16 protein-coding genes, 1 tRNA gene and 2 pseudogenes are annotated in these 20,401 nt (G+C 66.7%); 12 read left to right on the top strand and 7 right to left on the bottom strand.

The window, feature by feature from the left end:
* Positions 1–179: 179 nt before the first annotated feature.
* Together msrB (KZX46_RS15060) and msrA are read left to right on the top strand one after the other, a co-directional pair.
* Positions 180–689 (top strand): peptide-methionine (R)-S-oxide reductase MsrB, encoded by a 510-nt coding sequence (msrB, locus tag KZX46_RS15060; protein WP_219774663.1) that lies wholly within the window; start codon positions 180–182, stop codon positions 687–689.
* Between the two features lie 13 nt (positions 690–702).
* On the top strand, positions 703–1,365 hold the full coding sequence (gene msrA / locus KZX46_RS15055; protein WP_219774662.1) for a peptide-methionine (S)-S-oxide reductase MsrA: 663 nt from the start codon (positions 703–705) through the stop codon (positions 1,363–1,365).
* On the opposite strand, the gene KZX46_RS15050 is transcribed toward msrA, so the two are convergent.
* The 3 genes from KZX46_RS15050 to KZX46_RS15040 are packed head-to-tail and all read right to left on the bottom strand — an operon-like array spanning position 1,362 to position 4,396.
* The gene (locus tag KZX46_RS15050) at positions 1,362–2,288 is read right to left on the bottom strand and encodes an alpha/beta fold hydrolase (RefSeq protein WP_219774661.1); all 927 of its coding nucleotides are present in this window, start codon (positions 2,286–2,288) and stop codon (positions 1,362–1,364) included. The two genes, msrA and KZX46_RS15050, sit on opposite strands and share 4 nt — an antisense overlap.
* Before the next feature lie 30 nt (positions 2,289–2,318).
* Positions 2,319–3,224, bottom strand: coding sequence for a crotonase/enoyl-CoA hydratase family protein (locus tag KZX46_RS15045; RefSeq protein WP_219774660.1), 906 nt, complete (start codon positions 3,222–3,224; stop codon positions 2,319–2,321).
* Positions 3,221–4,396, bottom strand: coding sequence for an acetyl-CoA C-acetyltransferase (locus tag KZX46_RS15040; protein ID WP_219774659.1), 1,176 nt, complete (start codon positions 4,394–4,396; stop codon positions 3,221–3,223). The genes KZX46_RS15045 and KZX46_RS15040 overlap by 4 nt, the downstream gene beginning before the upstream one ends.
* Positions 4,397–4,496: 100 nt before the next feature.
* Here KZX46_RS15040 and KZX46_RS15035 point away from each other — a divergent pair, with 100 nt between their 5' ends.
* Complete coding sequence (locus KZX46_RS15035) at positions 4,497–6,008, top strand: DUF1254 domain-containing protein (protein ID WP_219774658.1); 1,512 nt, start codon at positions 4,497–4,499, stop codon at positions 6,006–6,008.
* Between the two features lie 25 nt (positions 6,009–6,033).
* On the opposite strand, the gene KZX46_RS15030 is transcribed toward KZX46_RS15035, so the two are convergent.
* Complete coding sequence (locus KZX46_RS15030) at positions 6,034–6,663, bottom strand: RluA family pseudouridine synthase (protein ID WP_219774657.1); 630 nt, start codon at positions 6,661–6,663, stop codon at positions 6,034–6,036.
* A 114-nt stretch (positions 6,664–6,777) separates the two neighbouring features.
* On the opposite strand from KZX46_RS15030, the pseudogene KZX46_RS22955 reads away from it, so the two are divergent.
* From KZX46_RS22955 to KZX46_RS15015, 3 genes and pseudogenes are all read left to right on the top strand, one after another.
* Positions 6,778–7,140, top strand: a pseudogene (locus KZX46_RS22955) (flagellin protein FlaA); the annotation flags it as partial.
* Between the two features lie 1,551 nt (positions 7,141–8,691).
* Positions 8,692–8,964: pseudogene (locus KZX46_RS15020) on the top strand (flagellin); the annotation flags it as partial.
* Between the two features lie 136 nt (positions 8,965–9,100).
* The gene (locus tag KZX46_RS15015; RefSeq protein ID WP_219774656.1) at positions 9,101–9,811 is read left to right on the top strand and encodes a hypothetical protein; all 711 of its coding nucleotides are present in this window, start codon (positions 9,101–9,103) and stop codon (positions 9,809–9,811) included.
* Here KZX46_RS15015 and bioB read toward each other — a convergent pair.
* Positions 9,808–10,800 (bottom strand): biotin synthase BioB, encoded by a 993-nt coding sequence (bioB, locus tag KZX46_RS15010; protein ID WP_219774655.1) that lies wholly within the window; start codon positions 10,798–10,800, stop codon positions 9,808–9,810. The two genes, KZX46_RS15015 and bioB, sit on opposite strands and share 4 nt — an antisense overlap.
* A 130-nt stretch (positions 10,801–10,930) precedes the next feature.
* Between bioB and KZX46_RS15005 the strand changes: the two genes are divergently transcribed.
* Positions 10,931–11,021, top strand: a tRNA-Ser gene (locus KZX46_RS15005).
* Between the two features lie 64 nt (positions 11,022–11,085).
* Positions 11,086–12,225 carry a DUF2235 domain-containing protein gene (locus tag KZX46_RS15000; RefSeq protein ID WP_219774654.1) on the top strand — a complete coding sequence of 380 codons (1,140 nt, stop codon included), beginning with the start codon at positions 11,086–11,088 and terminating at the stop codon, positions 12,223–12,225.
* On the opposite strand, the gene KZX46_RS14995 is transcribed toward KZX46_RS15000, so the two are convergent.
* Positions 12,222–14,642 (bottom strand): TonB-dependent receptor, encoded by a 2,421-nt coding sequence (locus tag KZX46_RS14995; RefSeq protein ID WP_219774653.1) that lies wholly within the window; start codon positions 14,640–14,642, stop codon positions 12,222–12,224. The genes KZX46_RS15000 and KZX46_RS14995 overlap by 4 nt on opposite strands.
* Before the next feature lie 103 nt (positions 14,643–14,745).
* Entirely contained in the window at positions 14,746–15,807 is a 1,062-nt protein-coding gene (locus KZX46_RS14990; protein WP_219774652.1) for a histidine kinase dimerization/phosphoacceptor domain -containing protein, read from the bottom strand.
* Between the two features lie 225 nt (positions 15,808–16,032).
* Between KZX46_RS14990 and KZX46_RS14985 the strand changes: the two genes are divergently transcribed.
* The 4 genes from KZX46_RS14985 (at position 16,033) to KZX46_RS14970 (ending at position 20,391) form a co-directional block, all read left to right on the top strand.
* Entirely contained in the window at positions 16,033–17,187 is a 1,155-nt protein-coding gene (locus KZX46_RS14985) for a zinc-binding dehydrogenase (RefSeq protein ID WP_219774651.1), read from the top strand.
* Between the two features lie 177 nt (positions 17,188–17,364).
* Positions 17,365–17,799: a peptide-methionine (R)-S-oxide reductase MsrB gene (gene msrB, locus KZX46_RS14980; RefSeq protein WP_226896291.1), complete on the top strand. Its 435-nt coding sequence runs from the start codon at positions 17,365–17,367 to the stop codon at positions 17,797–17,799.
* Between the two features lie 441 nt (positions 17,800–18,240).
* The gene (locus KZX46_RS14975; protein WP_216707604.1) at positions 18,241–18,636 is read left to right on the top strand and encodes a hypothetical protein; all 396 of its coding nucleotides are present in this window, start codon (positions 18,241–18,243) and stop codon (positions 18,634–18,636) included.
* A gap of 99 nt (positions 18,637–18,735) precedes the next feature.
* Positions 18,736–20,391 carry a DEAD/DEAH box helicase gene (locus KZX46_RS14970; protein WP_216707603.1) on the top strand — a complete coding sequence of 552 codons (1,656 nt, stop codon included), beginning with the start codon at positions 18,736–18,738 and terminating at the stop codon, positions 20,389–20,391.
* Positions 20,392–20,401: the final 10 nt, after the last annotated feature.

The following is a 20,401-nucleotide window of genomic DNA, read 5'->3' as shown; positions in this document are numbered from 1 at the left end:
GTCAGGCGCCGATCGATCATTCCCGACTTCAATTGGGGGAAAGGTCAAACTCCACGTGCTTTAGTGTGAACTTATTTTGAACTTAGCGGCGAGGATGCGGCATCGACGCAGGGATTTCGTGTAACCGATCGGCCATCGGCACCGTATATGATGGGTACAACCCATTGATTAGAGGCATCATGACCGTCGTCAGCCGCCGCTCCTTCGTCAATCTCGCCACCGTCGCCCTCGCCGCCCCGCTCGTGTGGTCGGTCGTCGGCGGCCGCCTCACCGCGCGCGCCGCGACCATCGACAAGTTCGAGGTCAACCTCACTCCGGCGCAATGGAAGGCGAAGCTGTCTCCCGCCGCCTTCGCCGTGCTGCGCGAGGAGGGGACCGAGACGCCGTTCACCTCGCCGCTCAACGACGAGCATCGCGTCGGGACCTTCGCCTGCGCCGGTTGCGCGCTGCCGCTGTTCGCGAGCGCGACCAAGTTCGACAGCCATACCGGCTGGCCGAGTTTCTGGGCGCCGCTCAAGAACGCGGTTCGCCAGCGCGAAGACGGCTCGCTCGGCATGACCCGGACCGAGATCCATTGCCGTCGCTGCGGCGGTCATCTCGGCCACGTCTTCGACGACGGCCCGAAGCCGACCGGCCTGCGATATTGCATGAACGGGGTCGCGATGACCTTCGCGACTACCCGCGCTTGAAGAGGATAAAGTGATGAAAAACTTGATTCTCGGCATTGCTGCCGCCGCCGTTGTCGTCACCCTCGCCACGCAGCGCACGGGCGCATCGGAAGCCGTCCGAGTCGTTCCCGCCCCTGCCATCGACGCCCCCGCCGCGAAAGGCACCGCCGTCGCGGTTCTTGCCGGCGGCTGTTTCTGGGGACTCGAAGGCGTATTCGATCACGTCGCGGGCGTGACCAATGTCGTCTCGGGCTATGCCGGCGGCAAGGCCGCGACCGCGCATTACGAAGTCGTCGGCACCGGCCTGACCGGCCACGCCGAGTCGGTCCGCGTGGCCTACGACCCGGCAAAGGTCAGCTACGGGCAGTTGCTCCGCATCTATTTCTCGGTCGCGACCGACCCGACGCAGCTCAACCACCAGGAGCCCGACAGCGGGACCCAGTATCGCGGCACGATCTTCGCGCAGACGCCCGAACAAGCGAAGGTTGCCGCGGCGTATATCGCCCAGCTCAACCGGGTGAAGGCATATCCTGCGCCGGTCGTGACGACGGTCGAGACCGGCAAGTCGTTCTATCCTGCCGAAGATTATCACCAGAACTTCCTCGCGCGAAACCCGACCTATCCGTACATCGTCATCAACGACATGCCGAAGGTTGCCGCGCTCAAGAAGCTCTTCCCGGCGCAGTATAAGGGTTAAGGCCAGCCGGCAAAAAGACCACGCAAGGCACTGACAAAGGCCAAGGGCTGGTCGACCATCACGTGATGCTCGGCGTCGGGGATCGCCACCGCAGGCGTCCCCGGCGGCAGCAGCGCGAGCATTGATGCGATCCGCGGTGGCGGCATCAGCATCGACCGCTCGCCCCAGACGAGCGCGACCGGACAGCGCGGATCGGCGAGCAGCGCGGGGGCGTCGCCGACCTCGAAGCGGTGCCACAGGAACGGGTCGAAGCGCCACGTCCAGCCGCCGCCGTCGCTGGCGTCGACCTCGACGAGCGACTTGCGCGCCATATAGTCGGCGATGAACGGGTTCGGACACCCCTGCGGCGGCGCGAAGCGGAAGCGGGCAAGCGCGTCGGTCAGCGTCGGATAGATGCGGTGCGGGCGGTTGGTGGCGTTCGGCCGTCGCCCGCCGGGTTCGCCGGGCGGGCGGAACGGCGTGTCGACGATGACCGCGGCGGCAAAGCGCTCGCCCTGCGAATGGACCGCCGCCATCATCGGAAAGCCCCCGAAGCTGTGCGCGACGACCCGCGGTGGTCCGGCGTCGTAGAGCCCGGCAGCTTCGGCAACGGCGAAGATTTCATCGACGAAGCCATTGATCGAATACGTTGCCCGATGGTCCGACCCGCCCATCCCGCTCCACGAGAACGCCGCGACGCGGTAGTCGGTGGCGAAGAACGGCGCGATGAAGCTCCACCAGTCGGCATGCGCGCCGTTGCCGTGGAGCAGGAGCAACCCGGGTTTGCCGCGCTCACCCCATGTCAGCATCTCGATGCCCGCGCCATCGACGATGATCGTCGACCGCTCGGGGGCGTCGGCCAGCGCGGCGGTAAACCACGGCGGCGCGGGTGGCACCGCTCCGGCAAATTCGACCAATGGGGCGGAGATTTCTGGTTCGGTCATTCCCCCCCGTCGCCGACGTTGACGTGCGCGTCAACCGTATTGCGGTTCATCCCACCAGGGATAGAAGTGGGGCATCCCATCGGCGACGGTTTCGGGGAAGGCGGCGGGCCGTTTTTCGATGAACGACATCACCCCCTCCTTCGCGTCGCCCGAGCGGCCCCGGCTGTAGATCGCGCGACTGTCGATCTTGTGCGCGTCCATCGGCGACGCCGCGCCGAGCATCCGCCACATCATCTGCCGCGTCAGCGCGATCGACACCGGCGCGGTGTTGTCGGCGATCTCGCGCGCGATCTTGGTCGCCTCGGCGATGAGTTCGGCCGCGGGGACGACCTTGCTGACGAGCCGTCCGGCGAGCGCTTCGCTGGCGGGGAACACGCGCCCAGAGAAGCACCATTCGAGCGCCTGGGCGATGCCGACGATCCGCGGCAGGAACCACGACGAACACGCCTCGGGGACGATGCCGCGCCGGGCGAAGACGAAGCCGAAGCGTGCGGTGTCGGCGGCGATCCGGATATCCATGGCCAGCAGCATCGTCGCGCCGATCCCGACCGCAGGGCCGTTGATCGCCGCGATGACCGGCTTGAGCGACTGGAAAATCCGCAGCGTCACCCGCCCGCCGCCGTCGCGGACCGCATCATGGGCATAGTCGATCGACCCGTCGGCGCGGACGGGCGACGCCCCGCGCGGGTTGTCGGCGCGGTTGTCATAGTCGAACGTCGCTGCTCCCGCGCTGAGGTCGGCACCGGCGCAGAACGCCCGCCCCTCCCCGGTAACGATCACCGCGCGAATTGCGTCGTCGGCATCGGCAGCGTCGAAGGCGGCGATCAGCTCTGCCATCATCGTGCCGGTGAACGCATTGAGCTTGTCGGGCCGGTCGAGCGCAATCGTCGCGATACCGTCGGCGACGGCGTAGCGGATCTGGGTGAAGCCGCTCACAACGCCTCGACGATCGTGACGTTGGCGAGCCCGCCGCCCTCGCACATCGTCTGCAGGCCCCACTTCTGCTTTCGCGCGCGTAAGGCATGAACCAGCGTCGTCATCAGCTTGGTTCCCGACGCTCCGAGCGGGTGGCCGAGGGCGATCGCGCCGCCGTTGACGTTGAGCTTGTCGGGATTGGCGCCGAGCATCTTGAGCCACGCCAGCGGCACGCTCGCAAACGCCTCGTTGACCTCGAAAAGGTCGAAGTCGGCAATGTTCATCCCCGCTCGCGCCAGCGCCCGCTGGGTCGCGCCGATCGGGGCTTCGAGCATGATGACAGGGTCTTCGCCGACGACGGTCATGTGGTGGATGCGGGCCAGCGGGGCGATGCCGAGCGCCTTCAATCCGCGGTCGTTGACCACCATCACCCCTGACGCGCCGTCGGCGATCTGCGACGATGTCGCCGCGGTCAGCCGTCCGCCCTCGCTGATCAGCTTGACCCCGCGAATCGCGTCGAGTGAGGCGTCGAGCCGGATGCCTTCGTCGCGGACATGCGCTTCGCTCGATCCGTCGGGCAGGACGACGTCGACTGGCACGATCTCGGCGTCGAACGCGCCGGAGGTCGCCGCCGCGATCGCTTTCTTCTGGCTGGCGAAGCCGAACGCATCGAGGTCGTCGCGCGACAGGTCGTGCTTTTCTGCAAGCATCTCGGCCCCGGTGAACTGGCTGAACGCGACGCCGGGATAGCGCGCCTTCATTCCCGGGCCGCCGAACGGCGAGCCCATGTCGGCGTCGCGCGCGAGCTTTGCCGACGCGCCCATCGGCACCCGCGACATCGATTCGACTCCAGCGGCGATGACGATGTCCATCTGCCCGCTCATCACCGTCGCGGCGGCGAAGTGAAGCGCCTGCTGGCTGCTGCCGCACTGGCGGTCGACGCTGGTACCAGGAACGCTTTCGGGCAGGCGCGACGACAGTACCGCGTTGCGCGCGACATTGCCAGACTGCTGCGCGAACTGGCTGACGCAGCCCATGATGACGTCCTCGATCAACGCCGGATCGGCCCCGGCGCGGTCGACCAATGCGTTCAGCACCTGCCCGGCAAGATCGGCGGGGTGCCAGCCGGTCAGGCGGCCGCCGCGGCGGCCTCCGGCAGTGCGTGCGGCGGCAACGATATAGGCGGCTTCCATCGTGTCTCTCCCCAGAGGTTGGACCCGATCTTGCACCGGGCTGGACGCGCTTGCCACCCCCCGGCATAGGCAGGGCACAATTCCCCGAGGAAACCCGACGATGACGGCGAAGGCGATTACCCTGCTCCTGGCGTGCGCGCTGACTGCCCCGGCGCTGGCGCAGACCGAGCACACGCCGTTGTTCGGCAAGCATAAAGCGAAGACCGTCGCGCAGCCGGTCGCGCCGGTTGCAGCGTTGCCAGCGCCCCCGGTTGTGGCTGCGCCTGCCGCTCCAGTCGTCGCCGCAGAAATTCCCGCAGTCCCGCCTGCCGAGGCCACAGCGGCACCTGCCGGTCCGATCGGGATCGCGCAGCTCCGCGCGGCGTACGCCTTCGCTCTGCCGGTCTATGAAATGATGCGGACGCGCCACCTCCAGATCGCCAAGGCCGAGAGCATGGGCGCGCCTGGGGTCAACCGGCTGTACGCGCGGACGGTTCTCGCCGACGCGACGACGCGCGACGTGACGACGCCGAACAACGACACGCTGTATTCGAGCGGGTGGCTCGACCTCGCGGGCGGCCCGGTGATCCTCGATATGCCTGCGCTGCCGAAGCGGTATCACAGCGCCGCACTGATGGACGTGTTCACCAACAACGTCGCGATCGTCGGGACGCGCACCGGGGGCAAGGGCGGTCGCTATCTGATCGTCGGTCCGGACTGGAACGGCACTCCCCCGGATGGCATGACGGTGCTCCGCTCGCCGACCAACGATGCGTGGCTGCTGGTCCGGGTGCTCGTCGACGGCAAGGCCGATCTGGCGGCGGCGACGGGGCTGATCCGGGGCTTTACGCTCGAGGTTCCCGCCGACCATGCAGCTCCGGTCGCGACCAAGGCGGTGCCGGTTGCCGTCCCCGACGCGGCGACGTTCATCGCCGTCGTCGACGAGGCTTTGGCCCGTTCGCCGCTGGCGCACACCGTCCGCACACGGCCCGAACTCAGCGCGCTCGGCGTAACCCCGGATGCGATCGATTCGACGGCGGTGCGTCCCGCGACGATGGCGTTGTGGACCAAGTCGCTCCCGACCTTGCATGCCGAATTCAAGGGCGGCTTGACCAAGACGGGCACCGAGATCGACGGCTGGAGCTACCCCGGCCCGGGCATCGGCCACTACGGCGAAAGCGACGACGCCGACCGCGCGCGCGTCGCAGTTGGCGGCCTCGGCGCGCTGCCGCAGACCGAGGCAATCTACCTGACCGCGACCAAGGACAAGGACGGCGCGCCGCTGACTGGGGCGAAGGCCTACACCGTCCATCTGCCCGCGCAGCTTCCGGTCGGCGCGTTCTGGTCGCTGACGATGTATCAGGCCGACGCGGCTGGCCGCCTGTTTTTCGTCGACACCCCATCGAAGCGCTTCGCTATCGGCGACCGTACCCCGGAAATTCGCGCCGAGCGTGACGGCGGCTACGATATCTTCGTTCAGCCGCTCGCGCCGTCGGGCGAGCGCGTCGTCAACTGGCTGCCGTCGCCGAAGGGTCCGTTCCGCCTGATCTTCCGCGCGTATCTGCCGAAGGCAGGGTTCCTCGACGGCTCGTTCAAGCTGCCCCCGGTCGAGGCTACCGAGGTCATTCCCTAAGCCAACCCCTCTCCCCGGATGCTGGTTACGGCCAGTGTTCGGGGAGCGGGGCGACAGCCGTAACCGGCACCCCGCCCTCGACGTACGGCACCATCACCTCGCGGGCGTGGAGCAGCATCGGTCCCTGCCCCGCCCCGTAAACCGGGTCCCCCGCGATCGGCGTCCCGAGAGTCGCGGCGTGGACCCGGACCTGATGCGTTCGCCCGGTTTCCGGCATGAAGGCGATCAGGCTCCGGTCGCCCCGCTCGAGCACCTGCCACCGCGTCCGCGCGCTTTTCCCGCGGGGATCGACGACCATCCGCCAGCCGTCGGCGGCGGTCGAGACCTTGAACAGCGGCGCGTCGACGACGCCGGTATCCCCCTCGGGCGCGCCATCGACCAGCGCCCAGTACGTCTTGCCGATCCGCCCCGCCTCGAACAATTGCGTCAGCCGCTTCAGGGCTTTCGGGTGCCGCGCCAGCACAAGGCAGCCGCTGGTGTCGCGGTCGAGCCGGTGCGCGGGCTGCGGCGAGCGTACGAAGCCTTCGCGCAAGCTGACGAGATGCGCCTCGAGACTGTGCGGAGTTCGCGGCCCCGGATGGACCGCGAGCCCCGCCGGCTTGTCGAGGATCATCAGGTGGGCGTCGATCTTGAGGATGCGGCGGGTCAGGTCCATCGCCGACGCTGTGCCACAGTGGATTAAACAAGTCGCGGGCAGCGTCGCTCTTAGGTCCATCGGCCCCCCGCACCTTAGCGGTGGCCGGGGGACCTTCGGACAGGAGCGACGCCAATGACCGTCATCAACACCAATCTTTCGGCGCTGACCGCGCAATCGGGCCAGCGCATGGCGCAGGCCGGCATGGCGACCGCGATGGAGCGGCTGTCGACCGGGCAGCGGATCAACAGCGCGAAGGACGACGCCGCCGGCCTCGCCATCTCGCAGCGAATGACCGCTGACGTCCGCGGCCTCGCGGTCGCGACGCGCAACGCCAACGACGGCATGAGCCTTGCGCAGACTGCGGAAAGCGCGATGGGCGAAGTCACCAACATGCTCCAGCGGATGCGCGAGCTGTCGGTTCAGGCAGCGACCGGCACCGTCACCGCCGACGACCGCAAGGCGATGCAGGCCGAAGTCAAGCAGCTCACCAGCGAGATCGACAACATCGGCAAGACGACCAACTTCAACGGTATCAAGCTGCTCGACGGATCGGCCAAGCAGCTGACCCTCCAGACCGGCAGCCGCGCGGGCGAGACGGTCAAGTTCGGCATCGGCTCGGCGCGGACCAGCGATCTCGGCACCGGGGCGAGCGCGGCGCTCAGCGCGACCGGCGCGTTCCAGGCGACCGCCGCCAACCTCACCGCCAACGAGTCGCTCAAGACCGGCGACCTGACGATCAACGGCGTCACGATCGGCGCATCGTCCGCCGACGACGACAGCGTGTCATCGAGCGAAAAGGCCGCCAGCGGGCTCGCCAAGGCCGCCGCGATCAACCGCGCGACCGCCGATACCGGGGTCTCCGCCGTCGTCGGCAAGACGGTGATGACCGGGACCGCGATGGTTGCCGCCGCCACGACCGGCACGATCACGATCAACGGCCAGACCACTGCGTCGGTGACGACGACCACCGACGCCGCCGCCAGCCGGACCCTCGTCGCCAATGCGATCAACCTGATGACCGGGCAGACCGGGGTCCGCGCGATCGACACCGGCGACGACACGGCGGGCATCCGCCTCGAGGCCGCCGACGGGCGCAACATCGTCGCCTCGGTCACCGGCCTCACCGCCGCCGCCTCGGGCGTGAAGGTCGGCGCACAGTCGTCGACCATCTCGCTGATCTCGCAGAACGGTGCGCCCGTCGTCATCGGCTCGACCTCGGCGGGCCAGTTGAGCCACTCGGGGCTCTCCCTCGGCTCGTACGAGCGCGGCGTCTCGTCGGTCAGCAGCGACGCGCGCGCCGTCGCCGCGACCGTCGCCGGTGCCTCCACCCTCAACTCGGGCGATCTGACGATCAACGGCGTCGCCATCCGCGCGGCTGCCGCCAGCGACGATACGTCGTCGAATGAACTTGCCGACACGAGCAAGAAGGCGGGTAGCGCGATCGCCATCGCCGCCGCGATCAATGCGTCGAGCGCCTATACCGGGGTCACCGCCAAGGCCAATGCGCTGACCCTCGACGGGTCGTCGACGGTAGTGATCGCCGCCAGTGCAACCGCGACGATCGCGATCAACGGCGTTCAGATCGATGTCGGCCTGACCGCGGGCGTGTCGCAGCAGGCGACGCGCGACACGGTGGCGAAGGAAATCAACAAATACACCGGCCTGACCGGGGTCTCTGCGAGCGACAACGGCAAGGGCGGGCTCGCGCTGACCGCCGCGGACGGACGCAACATCAGCGTCTCGGTCGACTCCGATGAGGGTGTGGCGGCCAACTTCGGCCTCGGCGGCGTCACGGTTCGCGGCACAGCCACCTCCTACACCGTCGCCGCGATCACCGACCCGACGGCTCCTGCGACCGGCACCGTGTCGACCGCTTACTCGACGGTGTCGCTGAGCTCGTCGAAGACCATCGACGTCGCCACCGGCTCGCTCGGCTTCGGGGCGGCGTCGAACTTCACCAAGCTCGGCTTCGAGGGCAACAGCTACGGCGCCGACAAGGGCGGGATGAAGATCTCCGACGTCGACCTGTCGACCGCAGACGGGGCCAACGCCGCGCTCGACACGATCGATTCGGCGCTGTCGTCGGTTTCGCTCGACCGGGCAAACCTCGGCGCGGTGCAGAACCGGCTCGAGGCGACGGTCAACAACCTGACCTCGACCTCGACCAACCTCGTCTCGTCGCGGAGCCGGATCGTCGACGCCGACTTCTCGGCGGAGACCACCGACCTCGCCAAGAACCAGGTCCTGTCGCAGGCGGCGCAGGCAATGCTGGCACAGGCGAACCACTCGCAGCAGCAGGTGATGACGCTGCTGCAGTAACGCCGAGCGAAGATACCGGAGCGATCGTGCCCGGCGGGAGCTCTCCCGTCGGGCACTTTATTTTCTGGGCCTTGCTTCAAAGTGCTTTACGATGCCGTAACGACTTCGGCCTAGGGACGCTACAGGGGGATCGGTCATGGACAGTGCTGCCGCGCGGACGAAGTTGCTCACCAGCCCTGCCGAGTTTCTCAAATATTATCCGATCAATTGCGCCGGCGGAGTCGCGCCGAACCAAAATGCGGCAAACCTTCAGCAGTTCAACATCAACAAGCGCGACGGCGATATGCCGCCTATCCAGGGCGCCGTCACCGGCCACCTTGGGGCAACGCGGCCAGGACTGTTCGGGCATCAGCGCGAAATTTCCAGCTGGTTGATCCAGCCCGGCCTCTCCGTCAATGGAGCAACAATCTTGTCCGCCCATGTCGTGCCGATGGTAAATTACGATGCCGTCGACGTCGGCATCCTTGATCTTCAAGGAGATGTCTCGGCTATGCCCTACTTTTTGCTCGACGCCAGCGGCGACGGGCTGATGTTCACCGGACAATTGTCGGGATGCTGCTTCTGCTGGTCGACACATGGTGCCGACCTGTGGACTACCCACGTTAGGCCGCGCACCGGCATCGCCGCGATTGCCTTGCAGAACCGGCTGATTACTGGTGGACGCTTCGCTGCAGCGCCGACCGACCCGCTCCGCACCTTCGGACGAAGCGAATATCCGGGCCACGCGAACGTCATAGGCGTCCGGCGCGCCGGATCGTGGTCGCTCTACGCGCAGTTGAGCATGGACGTGTTTGCTACACTGGCGGGTGCCTTCAAGATTCACCCGGGCCCAATCACGCGGCTCTAGGCAAACTCGCTCGCGCGCTCCATCGCCATCGGCACGACCCCGAGCCGCGCAAACAGCACCGCGTCACGGTCAGCCTCGGGGTTCGACGTCGTCAGCAGCCGGTTGCCGACGAACAGCGAGTTCGCCCCCGCGAGCAAGCACAACGCCTGTGTTTCGTCGGACATCGCTTCGCGCCCCGCCGACAGCCGCACGACCGACCGCGGCATCATGATCCGCGCGACCGCGATCGTGCGGACGAATTCGAGGCCGTCGATCGCGGGCTTCTCGCCGACCAGCATTGCATCGCCGCGCGGCGTGCCCGCGATCGGCACGAGCGCGTTGATCGGCACGCTCTGCGGATGCTCGGGCAGCGTCGCCAGCGCGACCAGCAGCCCGATCCGGTCGCTCCGGCTTTCGCCCATGCCGATGATCCCGCCGCAGCAGACGTTCATCCCCGCCGCGCGGACCCGCGCCAGCGTATCGAGCCGGTCGTCGTAGGTCCGCGTCGTGATGATCTCGGGATAATGCTCGGGCGAGGTGTCGAGGTTGTGGTTGTAGTAATCGAGCCCAGCGCCGGCGAGCGCCTCGGCCTGCGGGTCGCTCAGCATCCCGAGCGTCATGCACGTCTCGAGCCCCATCGCGCGGACGCCCTCGACCATTTCGACGAGCGCCGGGATGTGCCGGTCGGCGGGATTGCGCCACGCCGCCCCCATGCAGAAACGCTGCGCCCCCGCCGCCTTTGCCGCGCGCGCGGTGTCGAGCACCGCCGCGACGTCGATCAATTTGTCCGCCTTGACCCCCGTCCCCCACTTCGCCGACTGGCTGCAATAGCCGCAATCCTCGGGGCAGCCGCCGGTCTTGATCGACAGCAATGTGCTGAACTGGACCTCGTTCGCCGCGAAGTTGGCGCGGTGGACATTCTGCGCGCGCCACATCAGGTCGGCAAACGGCAGGTCGAACAGCGCGGCGGCCTCTGCACGGGTCCAGTCGGTTCGCGTCGTCTCGGTCATAATCGCTCCGGCATCGGTTCGACCGGCTTGTCGCCCAACCATTTGCCCGGCGCAACCGGGTAACCCGGCCCGGCCCCCTAAGCTCGTGACTTGTCCGTGCGGCGGCGGTCATGCTACCGCCCGCGGCAACGGATCGGTGGCCGAGTGGTCGAAGGCGCACGCCTGGAAAGTGTGTAGGGGTCAAAAGCTCCTCCAGGGTTCGAATCCCTGCCGATCCGCCAGTAGCGTCGTGCGTTGCACCGCCGTCCGCGGCGATCACGCGGTCCTGCCGCCGGGGGGAATCCGATGAAGAATATCGCTATTTTTTGTGACGGGACGTGGCAGAATCTTGGCCAGCGTTATCCGACGAACGTCACGCGCCTTGCCCGCGCAGTGACGCCATTCAGCCGGATCGACGGGCGCGATACAGTGCAGGTGGTCTATTACGACGACGGTGTCGGGGTCGGGAACGGCATCCTCGACAAGGCGCAGCGCATTCTTGGCGGGGCGTTCGGCGAGGGGCTCGATGACAAGATCGCGCGGGCGTATGAATTCCTCTGCCTCAATTATTGTCCCGGCGACCGCATCTTCATCTTCGGCTTTTCGCGCGGAGCGTACACCGCCCGCAGCCTTGGCGGGCTGCTGCGGCGGGCGTGGATCCTCAAGCGGCAGAACATCGGGCTGATCGACCAGGCGATCGACATCTACCGCAACCACAGCAAGGACGCCGTCGAGACGGCGGTGTTTCGCCGCAATAATTGTTACGACGCCGCGCTCTTTCTTCGGCCGCGCGAGGCCGATCCGAAGCGGACGACGCCCGCCGACAAGGCCGGCAAGACCGAGGCGTCGATCCAGTATCTCGGGGTGTGGGACACCGTCGGGTCGCTCGGCGTGCCCGACAGCCTGCCGTTCGCCGACAGCTTCAACGACAAGTACCGCTTCCACGACGAGAGCCTGTCGCGCTTCGTCGTCAGCGCACGCCACGCGGTCGCGATCGACGAGCGCCGCGCGAGCTTCGCGCCGTGCCTGTGGGACAATCTCGCCGACCTCAATGCCAATGCCGGGGTCACCGGCGCGACGCCGGGCGATCGGCCGTACCAGCAAAGCTGGTTTCCCGGACACCACGGCTCGGTCGGCGGCGGCGAGGACGATGGCGGCATCTCGATCCTGCCGCTGCTGTGGATCGCCGAGGGCGCGGTCGCCGCCGGGCTGGCGTTCGACGACGACCTGCTGGAGATCTACCGCGACGCCGCCGACGCGGTCGCACCCTTCCCCGTCGCACACCGCACGATCGGCGACATCGTCCTCGCAACGAGCGGCCAGCACGACAGGGTAGGCCCGGCAGCCACCGACGAAATCGCCGACGCTGCCGTCCGTCGCTGGCGCGGCCTCGGTACGTATCGCCCCGAGCCGCTGCAGCGTTGGGCGGACTATCTGGCGGGCTAGAAGCCGAACGCCAGCGTGCCGAACACCTGCCGCGGCGGCAGCGGGAAGGCATTGTAGGTGCCGTTCGCCGCGCCGATCGACAGTGTCGACGCTGCCTTCTTGTCGGTCAGGTTGGTGATGTTGACGCTGATCGTCGCGTTGTGGACCGGGAAGCTCGGGCTGAGCGGCAAGGTGTAAGCGACGCGCGCGCTCGCGGTGAAATACGCCGGGACCGACAGGTCATTGGTGTAGGTCGCGAAGCGCCGTCCGAGATAGTCGCCGATGACCTGGACGTCGACGCCGCCGTAATTGGCGCTGACGACGGTCTTGTTGAGCCAGTCGGGCGACCCCGGGACCTTCTTGCCCGCAGTCGGGACGACGGTCGCGGCGAGCCCGACCGAATAATTATCTTCGTAGCGCGAATTATTATAGCTGACCGCGTCGTAGATCGAGAAATGCGACCCGAAATGCAGCGTTCCGGCAATGTCGACGCCGTCGGTCTTGACGCTGCCGACGTTGCCGAGGATCGCCGCGCCGCTGATGATCGAGGTGATGACGGTGGTCGGGCTGATCGCGAGCAGGCGGTTCGAGAAGTCGACGTGATAATATGACGCCTGCCCTTCGAAGCCGGTGATCGGCCCGAACGAGAAGCTGCGGTGGGTGCGGATGCCGCCCTCGTAGGTCCAGCTCGTCTCGGGCTTGACCGTCGCCTTGAACGCATCGAACACCTGCTGGCTGCCGAGCGCGAACGGCGAGAGGCCCGACGCGGCGCTCGTCTGGAACTGGCGGATATTCTGCTGGGCATTGGCGAAGATTTGCTCGTTGCCGGTGACGTCCCACAAAGCGCCGACTTCGGGCAGGAACGCCTTGTCGGTGTTGAGATTGCCGACCGGCAGCGCGGTCGAATTCGAGAACGACCCCGGGATCGGCTGGACCGGAACGTCCTGCCGCGCACGCTGGAAGGTCGACTTGAACCCCGCGAGGACGGTAACCGCCGGGAGCACGTGCCAGCTATCCTGGATGTGCGTCTGGATCTCGTCGACCTTCACCTGGCTGCCGTACTGGGTGATCAGCGGCGTCGCATAGTCGTGCGGGCGCGTGTACGGCGACTGCGAATTGTTGACGTCGACCGCGTACCAGCGGCGGAACGCCGACGAGCTTTGATGTTCGTACCAGCCGCCGAGTTCGATGTCGTGATTGCCGAGGTTGAGGTGGAGGGTCGAAATCCAGCCCTCGCGATTGATCCGGTATTCTGTCGTCCGCGCCGCGAGCCCCGAGCCGCCGAAGATCGTCGTCAGCCGCGCGAGGTTCGCCGGGCTCGTCGCCGATCCGGTGCCGGGAAAGTAGAACGAGAACAGCCCCGGCAGTCCGGCGACATCGATCGGTCCGGCGACGACACCAACGCCGTCGTCGTGGTGATAATAGGCCTGGTTCGACCATTTGATCTTGTCGCTGACATTCCAGTCGTACTTCGCATAAGCCAGATAGTCGGTGCGCTGGGCGTCGCTGTAATAGTTGCGGTAGTTCGATCCGGCCGCCTTGTACGCGCCGCTGCTGAGGTAGGTCTCTTCACCGGCGAAATCGGGATAGAAGAACGGGCGGGCGTAGGGTGCGGTGCCGACGGTCGCGGTGGTGAAGACGGTCGCGTCTTCGTTGGGCTCGGTCTTGTCCGAATAGGCGCCGTAGATCGTCAACTTGCCGGTGGCGTCGTCGTGGACGAACTTGCCGTTCGCCTGATAGCCGCCCTGGTGACCGTTGAAGTCCCACGCCCGCGCGTCCTGGCGGACACCTGAGACATACAGGCTGTTGCCGCCGCCGAACTCGCCTGAATCGACGCGGACGAAGGTGCGGTAGGTGTCGTAGCTGCCGACGGTCTGCGACACCGAAACGCCGCGCGTCTTGGTCGGGTCACTGGTGAAGGTGTCGATCGTCCCGCCGAGGTTCGAGGTCGACGCGGTGCCGAGGTCGCCCGCGCCGCTCGCGAGCACGACGCGGCCGACGTTCTCGCTGATCACCGCGCGCTGCGGCGACAGGCCGTTGTAGTTGCCGTAGGTCTGGTCGCCGAGCGGAATGCCGTCGAGCGTGTAGCCGAGCTGCTGCGCGTTGAAGCCGTGGACGAAGAGCGAGATGTTCTGCTCGTTGTTACCAAACGGATCGGCAGTCAGATATGTCACGCCAGGAAGCGTCTGCAGCGCCTTGAGCGGGCTTATACCCGGCAGGACCTTCTGGATTTCGATCGCGCTGACTTCGGCGACCGAGCGGGTGCGGTGCGAGGTAACGACGATCTCGCTGACATCCTCGCTCGCGTCTGCGCTCGGCGCGTCGGCGGCGGAGACGTCGGTTGGGATCGCCGCCGCAAGCGTCGCAGCACTCCAGGCAAGCGACGTCGATGCCAGCAGCAAGTTTATCGTCCGCACTATCAAAATTCCCCGGAGCATGTTCGCAGCGCAGCATTAAGCGGGGTGTTGGACAGTCGCATGACAGCGCGGTTACGGCATCAAGACAGCGCGCTCCTGCCAGTCCCGGGAAATCCTCAGCATATTAGACGGCGCGGCGGAGCTCGCTTTCGGTGCCGGCGACGACGCGCAGATTGACGTGGGCAAGCGTGACCTTCGTCCCGACCGAGCCGCCGATGTCGATTCTCGCGCGAAGCTGCTTGGCGAGCGCCTCGACGATGCTCGTGCCGAGCCCGGTACCGCCCGGCGAGCGCTCACGGGGCATGCCGACCCCATCATCGGCCACCGTCAGGGTCCAGCCCATCGGGGTGGAGCGGTAGCCGACGTCGATCCGGCCCCGGCGTTGCCCGGGAAAGGCATGCTTGAGCGCGTTGATCACGAGTTCGGTCACGACGAGGCCGACGCTGACCGAAAGCTCGGGGGCGATATTCGCGTCTTCGGCATCGACCACGATCTCGAGCTGGGCGGGATCGTAGATTAACGACGCCCCGATGTTCGCGCACAACTGGCTGAGATACGGCCGCAACGCGACGCTGCCGAGCGTCGTCACCGCAAGCTGTTTCTGCACCTCGGCGACCGACATCACCCGGTGATGGGCATCGTGGAGATAGCCGCGCAATTCGTCCGACGACGTCTTCCGCGCGCTCTGCATCAGCACGCTCGCAATAATCTGCAGGCTATTCGCCGTGCGATGCTGCAGTTCCTGAAGCAATACGCCTTGATCGCGGAAGAGACTTTCGCGCTCGCGCTCACGCATCCGTGTTTCACTTGGGTCGGTGACCGCGACAAGCATGAGATCGCCGTTGCCACTGGTGTCGCGGACCATGGTCGCATCGAAGCTGAGGCGGAACTCGCCCCGTGTCGTATTACAAAGCTCGACCTCATAGGCGTCGATGTTTCCGCCGCCGGACACCGTCGTGGTCAGCATCGACGTTATGAGCGGCGTCGCCCATTCGCCAGACCCCAGCGTGAAGATCGACTGCCCCTCTACGGATGTCCGGTCGATGCCGAAGGTGCGGCAGAACCCGTCGCTGACTGCGAGCACCGTGAGATCCTGTTCGACGAGGAGCAGATCTGCCGTTGCGGCAGAAACGGTGGCAACTGCCAAGGCGAGGCCCTCGCGCGAGCGCGGCAGCACTGTCGTCATCTGCAGTCCCCCCAAGACGCACCGGAAGAACTCCGACCGAGTTCATCTGGCATGCGTCTGCCCGCGAAACACCCTTGCAACCCATGGGTATCCGCGACCAAAACGCTCGTCCAGAAGATGTACGGTTACGCACATCTTAAAGTTGCCACGACTTTACCGCTGAAACAGCCGCTAACCATGTGTCGCCCGATCGGCTATTCGGCGTGTCTAGATAAGGAACAAGCGATGACCGACCCAACTCCGACGACCGGCCTCCAACTGACGTCGCTCATCACTGCCGAAGCGCAGCTCGAGGTTACGCTGGTCGATAAGCCCATACCCGAGCCGCGCCCCGATCAGGTCGTCGTCAAGGTGCTGGCGACGCCGATCAATCCGTCGGACCTCGGGTTGCTGTTCGGCGCCGCCGACATGACCGGCGCACAGGTGTCGACCCGCCACGGCCAGCCGCTGGTCACCGCTCCGGTAACCGCGCCGGGCATGCGCGCGATGGCGGGGCGCATCGGCGAGGCGATGCCGGTCGGCAACGAGGGGTCGGGAGTCGTCGTCAAGGCGGGTGCATCCCCCGAGGCGCAGGCATTGCTCGGCAAGACCGTCGCGATGCTCGGCGGTGCGATGTACGCGCAATATCGTTGCCTGAAGGTCGCCGACTGCCTCGTCCTCCCGGATGGCACCAAGCCTGCCGACGGAGCTTCGTGCTTCGTCAACCCGCTGACCTCGCTGGCGATGACCGAGGTGATGCGCCGCGAGGGGCACACCGCGCTGGTCCACACCGCCGCCGCATCGAACCTCGGCCAGATGCTCGTCAAGATCTGCCTCAAAGACGGCATTCAGCTCGTCAATGTCGTCCGCAGCCCGGCGCAGGCGGCGCTGCTCCACGGTATCGGTGCGGTCCATGTCGCGGATTCCAGCCAGCCCGATTTCATCGAGACGCTTATCGCGATGATCGTCGAAACCGGCGCGACGATCGCGTTCGATGCGATCGGCGGCGGCAAGCTCGCCGGGCAGCTGCTGACGTGCATGGAGGCCGCGGCGGTCAAGCGGATGACGACGTACAGCCGCTATGGCTCGGACAGCTTCAAGCAGGTCTATATCTACGGCGGCCTCGACGTCACGCCGACGACGCTCAACCGCAACTTCGGCTTCAGCTGGGCGCTCGGCGGCTTTTTGCTGACGCCGTTCCTCGTCAAGATCGGCCCCGACGCGGTGCAGGCGCTCAAGGACCGCGTCGTCGCCGAACTGACGACAACCTTCGCCAGCCACTACACCCACGAAATCTCGCTCGTCGAGGCGCTCCAGCCCAAGGTGTTCGCCGACTATAATCGGCGCGCGACGGGCGAGAAGTTCCTGATCTGCCCGCACAAGGACGTCGCCTCCGCCTAGGCTCGATCGGGCGCGCCGGGAAGGTTGATTTCAGACCGCGCGCGCCCATTTCGGAACGACGAGACCTTGGGACAGGAGCAGCCGGTGACCGATCGCGACAATGGACTTTTATCCGGCCTGAAAGGCTTTTTCGCGCCCGAGCCTGATGCGCATGCCGCGACCCCGGCAGCGCTGGCGATCGACGAACATGGCGTGAATGGCGGCACGGCGGCGAAGACCGACGCCGCCAAGACTGACGCGGACTGGCGCGCCGAATTGTCGGCCGACCAGTATCGCGTCCTCCGCCAGCACGGCACCGAGCGCCCCGGGACGTCGCCGCTCAACAACGAGAAGCGCACCGGCGTGTTCGACTGCGCCGCGTGCGGGACGCCGGTCTATCCGTCGGAAACCAAGTACGACAGCCGCTCGGGCTGGCCGAGTTTCTTTGCGCCGATCCCGGGGGCTGTCGCAACGACGGTCGACCGCAGCCTCGGCATGGTCCGGACCGAGGTCCATTGCGCGACTTGTGGCGGCCACCTCGGCCATGTTTTCGACGATGGCCCGCGTCCGACCGGGCAGCGCCACTGCATCAACGGTGTCGCGCTGAATTTCGAGCCCGACGACCAGGTTTAACCGGCGATGAGTTGCCGGGCTAATTTCTGGCCCGGCAACTTCCGAGACGCATTGATGACCCGATAATTAGTGAGATCGGCGATGTGGTCCGGCGCAGGGTGGCGCCGCCGACCACCGCGGCGCACTTTCAGTGTAGCCGCCTCGCCCGCCCAAGACGCACGGGATGCACATTAAATCGCTGACTGAACTGTAGCTCGCCGTTGAGCGTCCGTGCGCCGAGTTGCTGACAATCGCGTTCGAAAATGCGAAGTCATGGTAAACAAACGCTAGTGATAATATTGTTCCGTCATTCTGCTAATATATTTCACATGTTCAGTAACGTACATATTAATTCGTGCTTATTCAATCGTAACCATTATCCTTAGTCAAGTATTATTACTCGTGCTGCATAGTCGATACTCTGATTGAGCCAATCAAGGCTGGATTGGAGTGGTAGACAGTATGGCAATTTCCCTGAATTCAATTGCAATCGCACTCGTCGCATTCTCGGCTGCGGCCTCGGCAAATGCCGGAATGGTCTGCCGCGGCAGCGTCGTCACTGGGTTCGAGCGCGAGGCCCGGATCGCGGCCGCGACGCTCGGCGCCACGACCAGCAACCCTGCGGCGCTGCGCATTTATTCGACGCACACCACGCGCGGCTATTATTACGAGTCAAATTTCGTTCGTCCCGGGCAGCAGAGCCCGACAAAGATCGTCTCCGACGTGCCAATGACGCCGCGACAGGTGGTCAACAATGTCATGTTCGTGTCGCAGGCCGAGGTTGCCGCCAACACCGCCGCGACCCAGATCGCCCTCGCCGCATCGAATGACACGGTCCAGTTCGCCAGCCTCGACTGAGGAGCGCACCCCCCGGTTTGCGAAAATGCCGGGCTTGCGCTAAGGGCTGACCGCTCGCGCAGAGCATAGTCGCCGCGCCGCCAGCGAAAGCCCCTGCCGATGCCCTTTTCGACCACCCCTGCCGCGCTCGGCACGGCGCTCGCCGCGCGCGGTTACGCGACGGCGACTCCGGTCCAGGCGGGCGTCCTCGTTCCCGAGGCGCAGGAGCGCGACCTGCTCGTCTCGGCGCAAACCGGGTCGGGCAAGACCGTCGCGTACGGCCTCGCGATGGCCCCGACATTGCTCGGCGACGCCGAACGCTTGCCGCGCGCTGCCGAACCGCTCGCGCTGGTCATCGCCCCGACCCGCGAACTCGCGCTCCAGGTCGCCCGCGAACTCGACTGGCTATACAAGGATGCGGGCGCGATCGTCGTGACCTGCGTCGGCGGCATGGAAATCCGTCGCGAGGCGCGCGCGCTCCAGCAGGGCTCGCATATCGTCGTCGGCACCCCCGGCCGCCTGCGCGACCATCTCGAGCGCGGCACGATGGCGACCGGCAGCCTCAAGGTCGTCGTCCTCGACGAGGCCGACGAGATGCTCGACCTCGGCTTCCGCGAGGACCTCGAGGAGATCCTCGACTCGACCCCCGCCGAGCGCCGTACGCTGTTGTTCTCGGCGACGCTGCCGAAGCCGATCCAGACGCTCGCCAAGCGCTATCAGAAGAACGCCTTCCGTATCGCCACCGCGAACGACCGCGAGCAGCACAGCGACATCGACTATCGCGCGATCCGCGTCGCGCCGAACGACCTCGAAGTCGCCGTCGTCAACACGCTGCGATATTTCGAGGCCGGTGCCGCCCTCGTCTTCGCCAGCACCCGCGAGGGCGTGCGCCGCCTCCACGCCAACCTCGTCGAACGCGGGTTCGCCGCGGTCGCGCTGTCGGGCGAGCTGAGCCAGGCCGACCGCACCCATGCGCTCCAGGCGTTGCGCGACCGCCGCGCCCGCGTCTGCGTCGCCACTGACGTCGCCGCGCGCGGGATCGACCTCCCCGACCTCGGCCTCGTCATCCACGCCGAACTGCCGCATGACGCCGAAGTCCTCCAGCACCGCTCGGGCCGCACCGGGCGCGCGGGCAAGAAGGGCGTGTGCGTCGTTCTCGTCCCCTACCCCAAGCGCCACCGCGCCGAGAGCCTGCTCCGCGCCGCGAACGTCCGCGCCGAATGGATGGACGCCCCGACCGCCGAGGCGATCTACGCCAAGGATCAGGAGCGGATGCTCGACGAGGTCGCCGACGCCGGTGACGAGCGCGAAGCCGCCGAAGCGCTGATGGCCGCCAAGCCCGCGGTCGACATCGCCGCCGCACTGCTCCGCCTGCAACGCGCCCGCCTCCCCGCCCCCGAAGACCTGTCCGACACCGGCCCCGCCGCGCGCGCTGTCCCCGATGGTCCGCGTCCCGGCTTCGAGGACACCGTCTGGTTCCGCATCAACGCCGGACGCAACAACAATGCCGACCCGCGCTGGCTGCTGCCGTACCTCTGCCGCCGCGGGCACCTGACCAAGCGCGAGATCGGCGCGATCCGCATCTTCGACCGCGAGACCCGTTTCGAAATTCCGCGCGCCGCCGCGACCCGCTTCGTCCAGTCGCTCAAGAAGACCGACGACGGCGACCCCGATGTTGCTATCGAGCCGGTCGGCGACGCGCCCGAACCGAACCGCACGCCGCGGCGTGGTCCGCCCGCCGGCGGCGGCGGGCAGCGGGGGTATGCCCGGCGGTAGCAGGCGGCTG

The organism is Polymorphobacter sp. PAMC 29334, from assembly GCF_019431245.1.
GTDB lineage: Bacteria > Pseudomonadota > Alphaproteobacteria > Sphingomonadales > Sphingomonadaceae > Polymorphobacter_B > Polymorphobacter_B megasporae.
This window is presented reverse-complemented; position numbering and strand designations above follow the sequence as displayed.

What these genes read in the sequence shown, in the direction of transcription:
- KZX46_RS15040 (WP_219774659.1), bottom strand. Translation starts at nt 4,396, where the DNA reads ATGGAAGCCGCCTATATCGTTGCCGCCGCACGCACTGCCGGAGGCCGC.
- KZX46_RS15050 (WP_219774661.1), bottom strand. Translation starts at nt 2,288, where the DNA reads ATGACCGAACCAGAAATCTCCGCCCCATTGGTCGAATTTGCCGGAGCG.
- KZX46_RS15000 (WP_219774654.1), top strand. Translation starts at nt 11,086, where the DNA reads ATGAAGAATATCGCTATTTTTTGTGACGGGACGTGGCAGAATCTTGGC.
- KZX46_RS15015 (WP_219774656.1), top strand. Translation starts at nt 9,101, where the DNA reads ATGGACAGTGCTGCCGCGCGGACGAAGTTGCTCACCAGCCCTGCCGAG.
- msrA (WP_219774662.1), top strand. Translation starts at nt 703, where the DNA reads ATGAAAAACTTGATTCTCGGCATTGCTGCCGCCGCCGTTGTCGTCACC.
- KZX46_RS14985 (WP_219774651.1), top strand. Translation starts at nt 16,033, where the DNA reads ATGACCGACCCAACTCCGACGACCGGCCTCCAACTGACGTCGCTCATC.
- KZX46_RS14990 (WP_219774652.1), bottom strand. Translation starts at nt 15,807, where the DNA reads ATGACGACAGTGCTGCCGCGCTCGCGCGAGGGCCTCGCCTTGGCAGTT.
- KZX46_RS14970 (WP_216707603.1), top strand. Translation starts at nt 18,736, where the DNA reads ATGCCCTTTTCGACCACCCCTGCCGCGCTCGGCACGGCGCTCGCCGCG.
- KZX46_RS15030 (WP_219774657.1), bottom strand. Translation starts at nt 6,663, where the DNA reads ATGGACCTGACCCGCCGCATCCTCAAGATCGACGCCCACCTGATGATC.
- KZX46_RS14975 (WP_216707604.1), top strand. Translation starts at nt 18,241, where the DNA reads ATGGCAATTTCCCTGAATTCAATTGCAATCGCACTCGTCGCATTCTCG.
- KZX46_RS15035 (WP_219774658.1), top strand. Translation starts at nt 4,497, where the DNA reads ATGACGGCGAAGGCGATTACCCTGCTCCTGGCGTGCGCGCTGACTGCC.
- KZX46_RS14995 (WP_219774653.1), bottom strand. Translation starts at nt 14,642, where the DNA reads ATGCTCCGGGGAATTTTGATAGTGCGGACGATAAACTTGCTGCTGGCA.
- msrB (WP_219774663.1), top strand. Translation starts at nt 180, where the DNA reads ATGACCGTCGTCAGCCGCCGCTCCTTCGTCAATCTCGCCACCGTCGCC.
- bioB (WP_219774655.1), bottom strand. Translation starts at nt 10,800, where the DNA reads ATGACCGAGACGACGCGAACCGACTGGACCCGTGCAGAGGCCGCCGCG.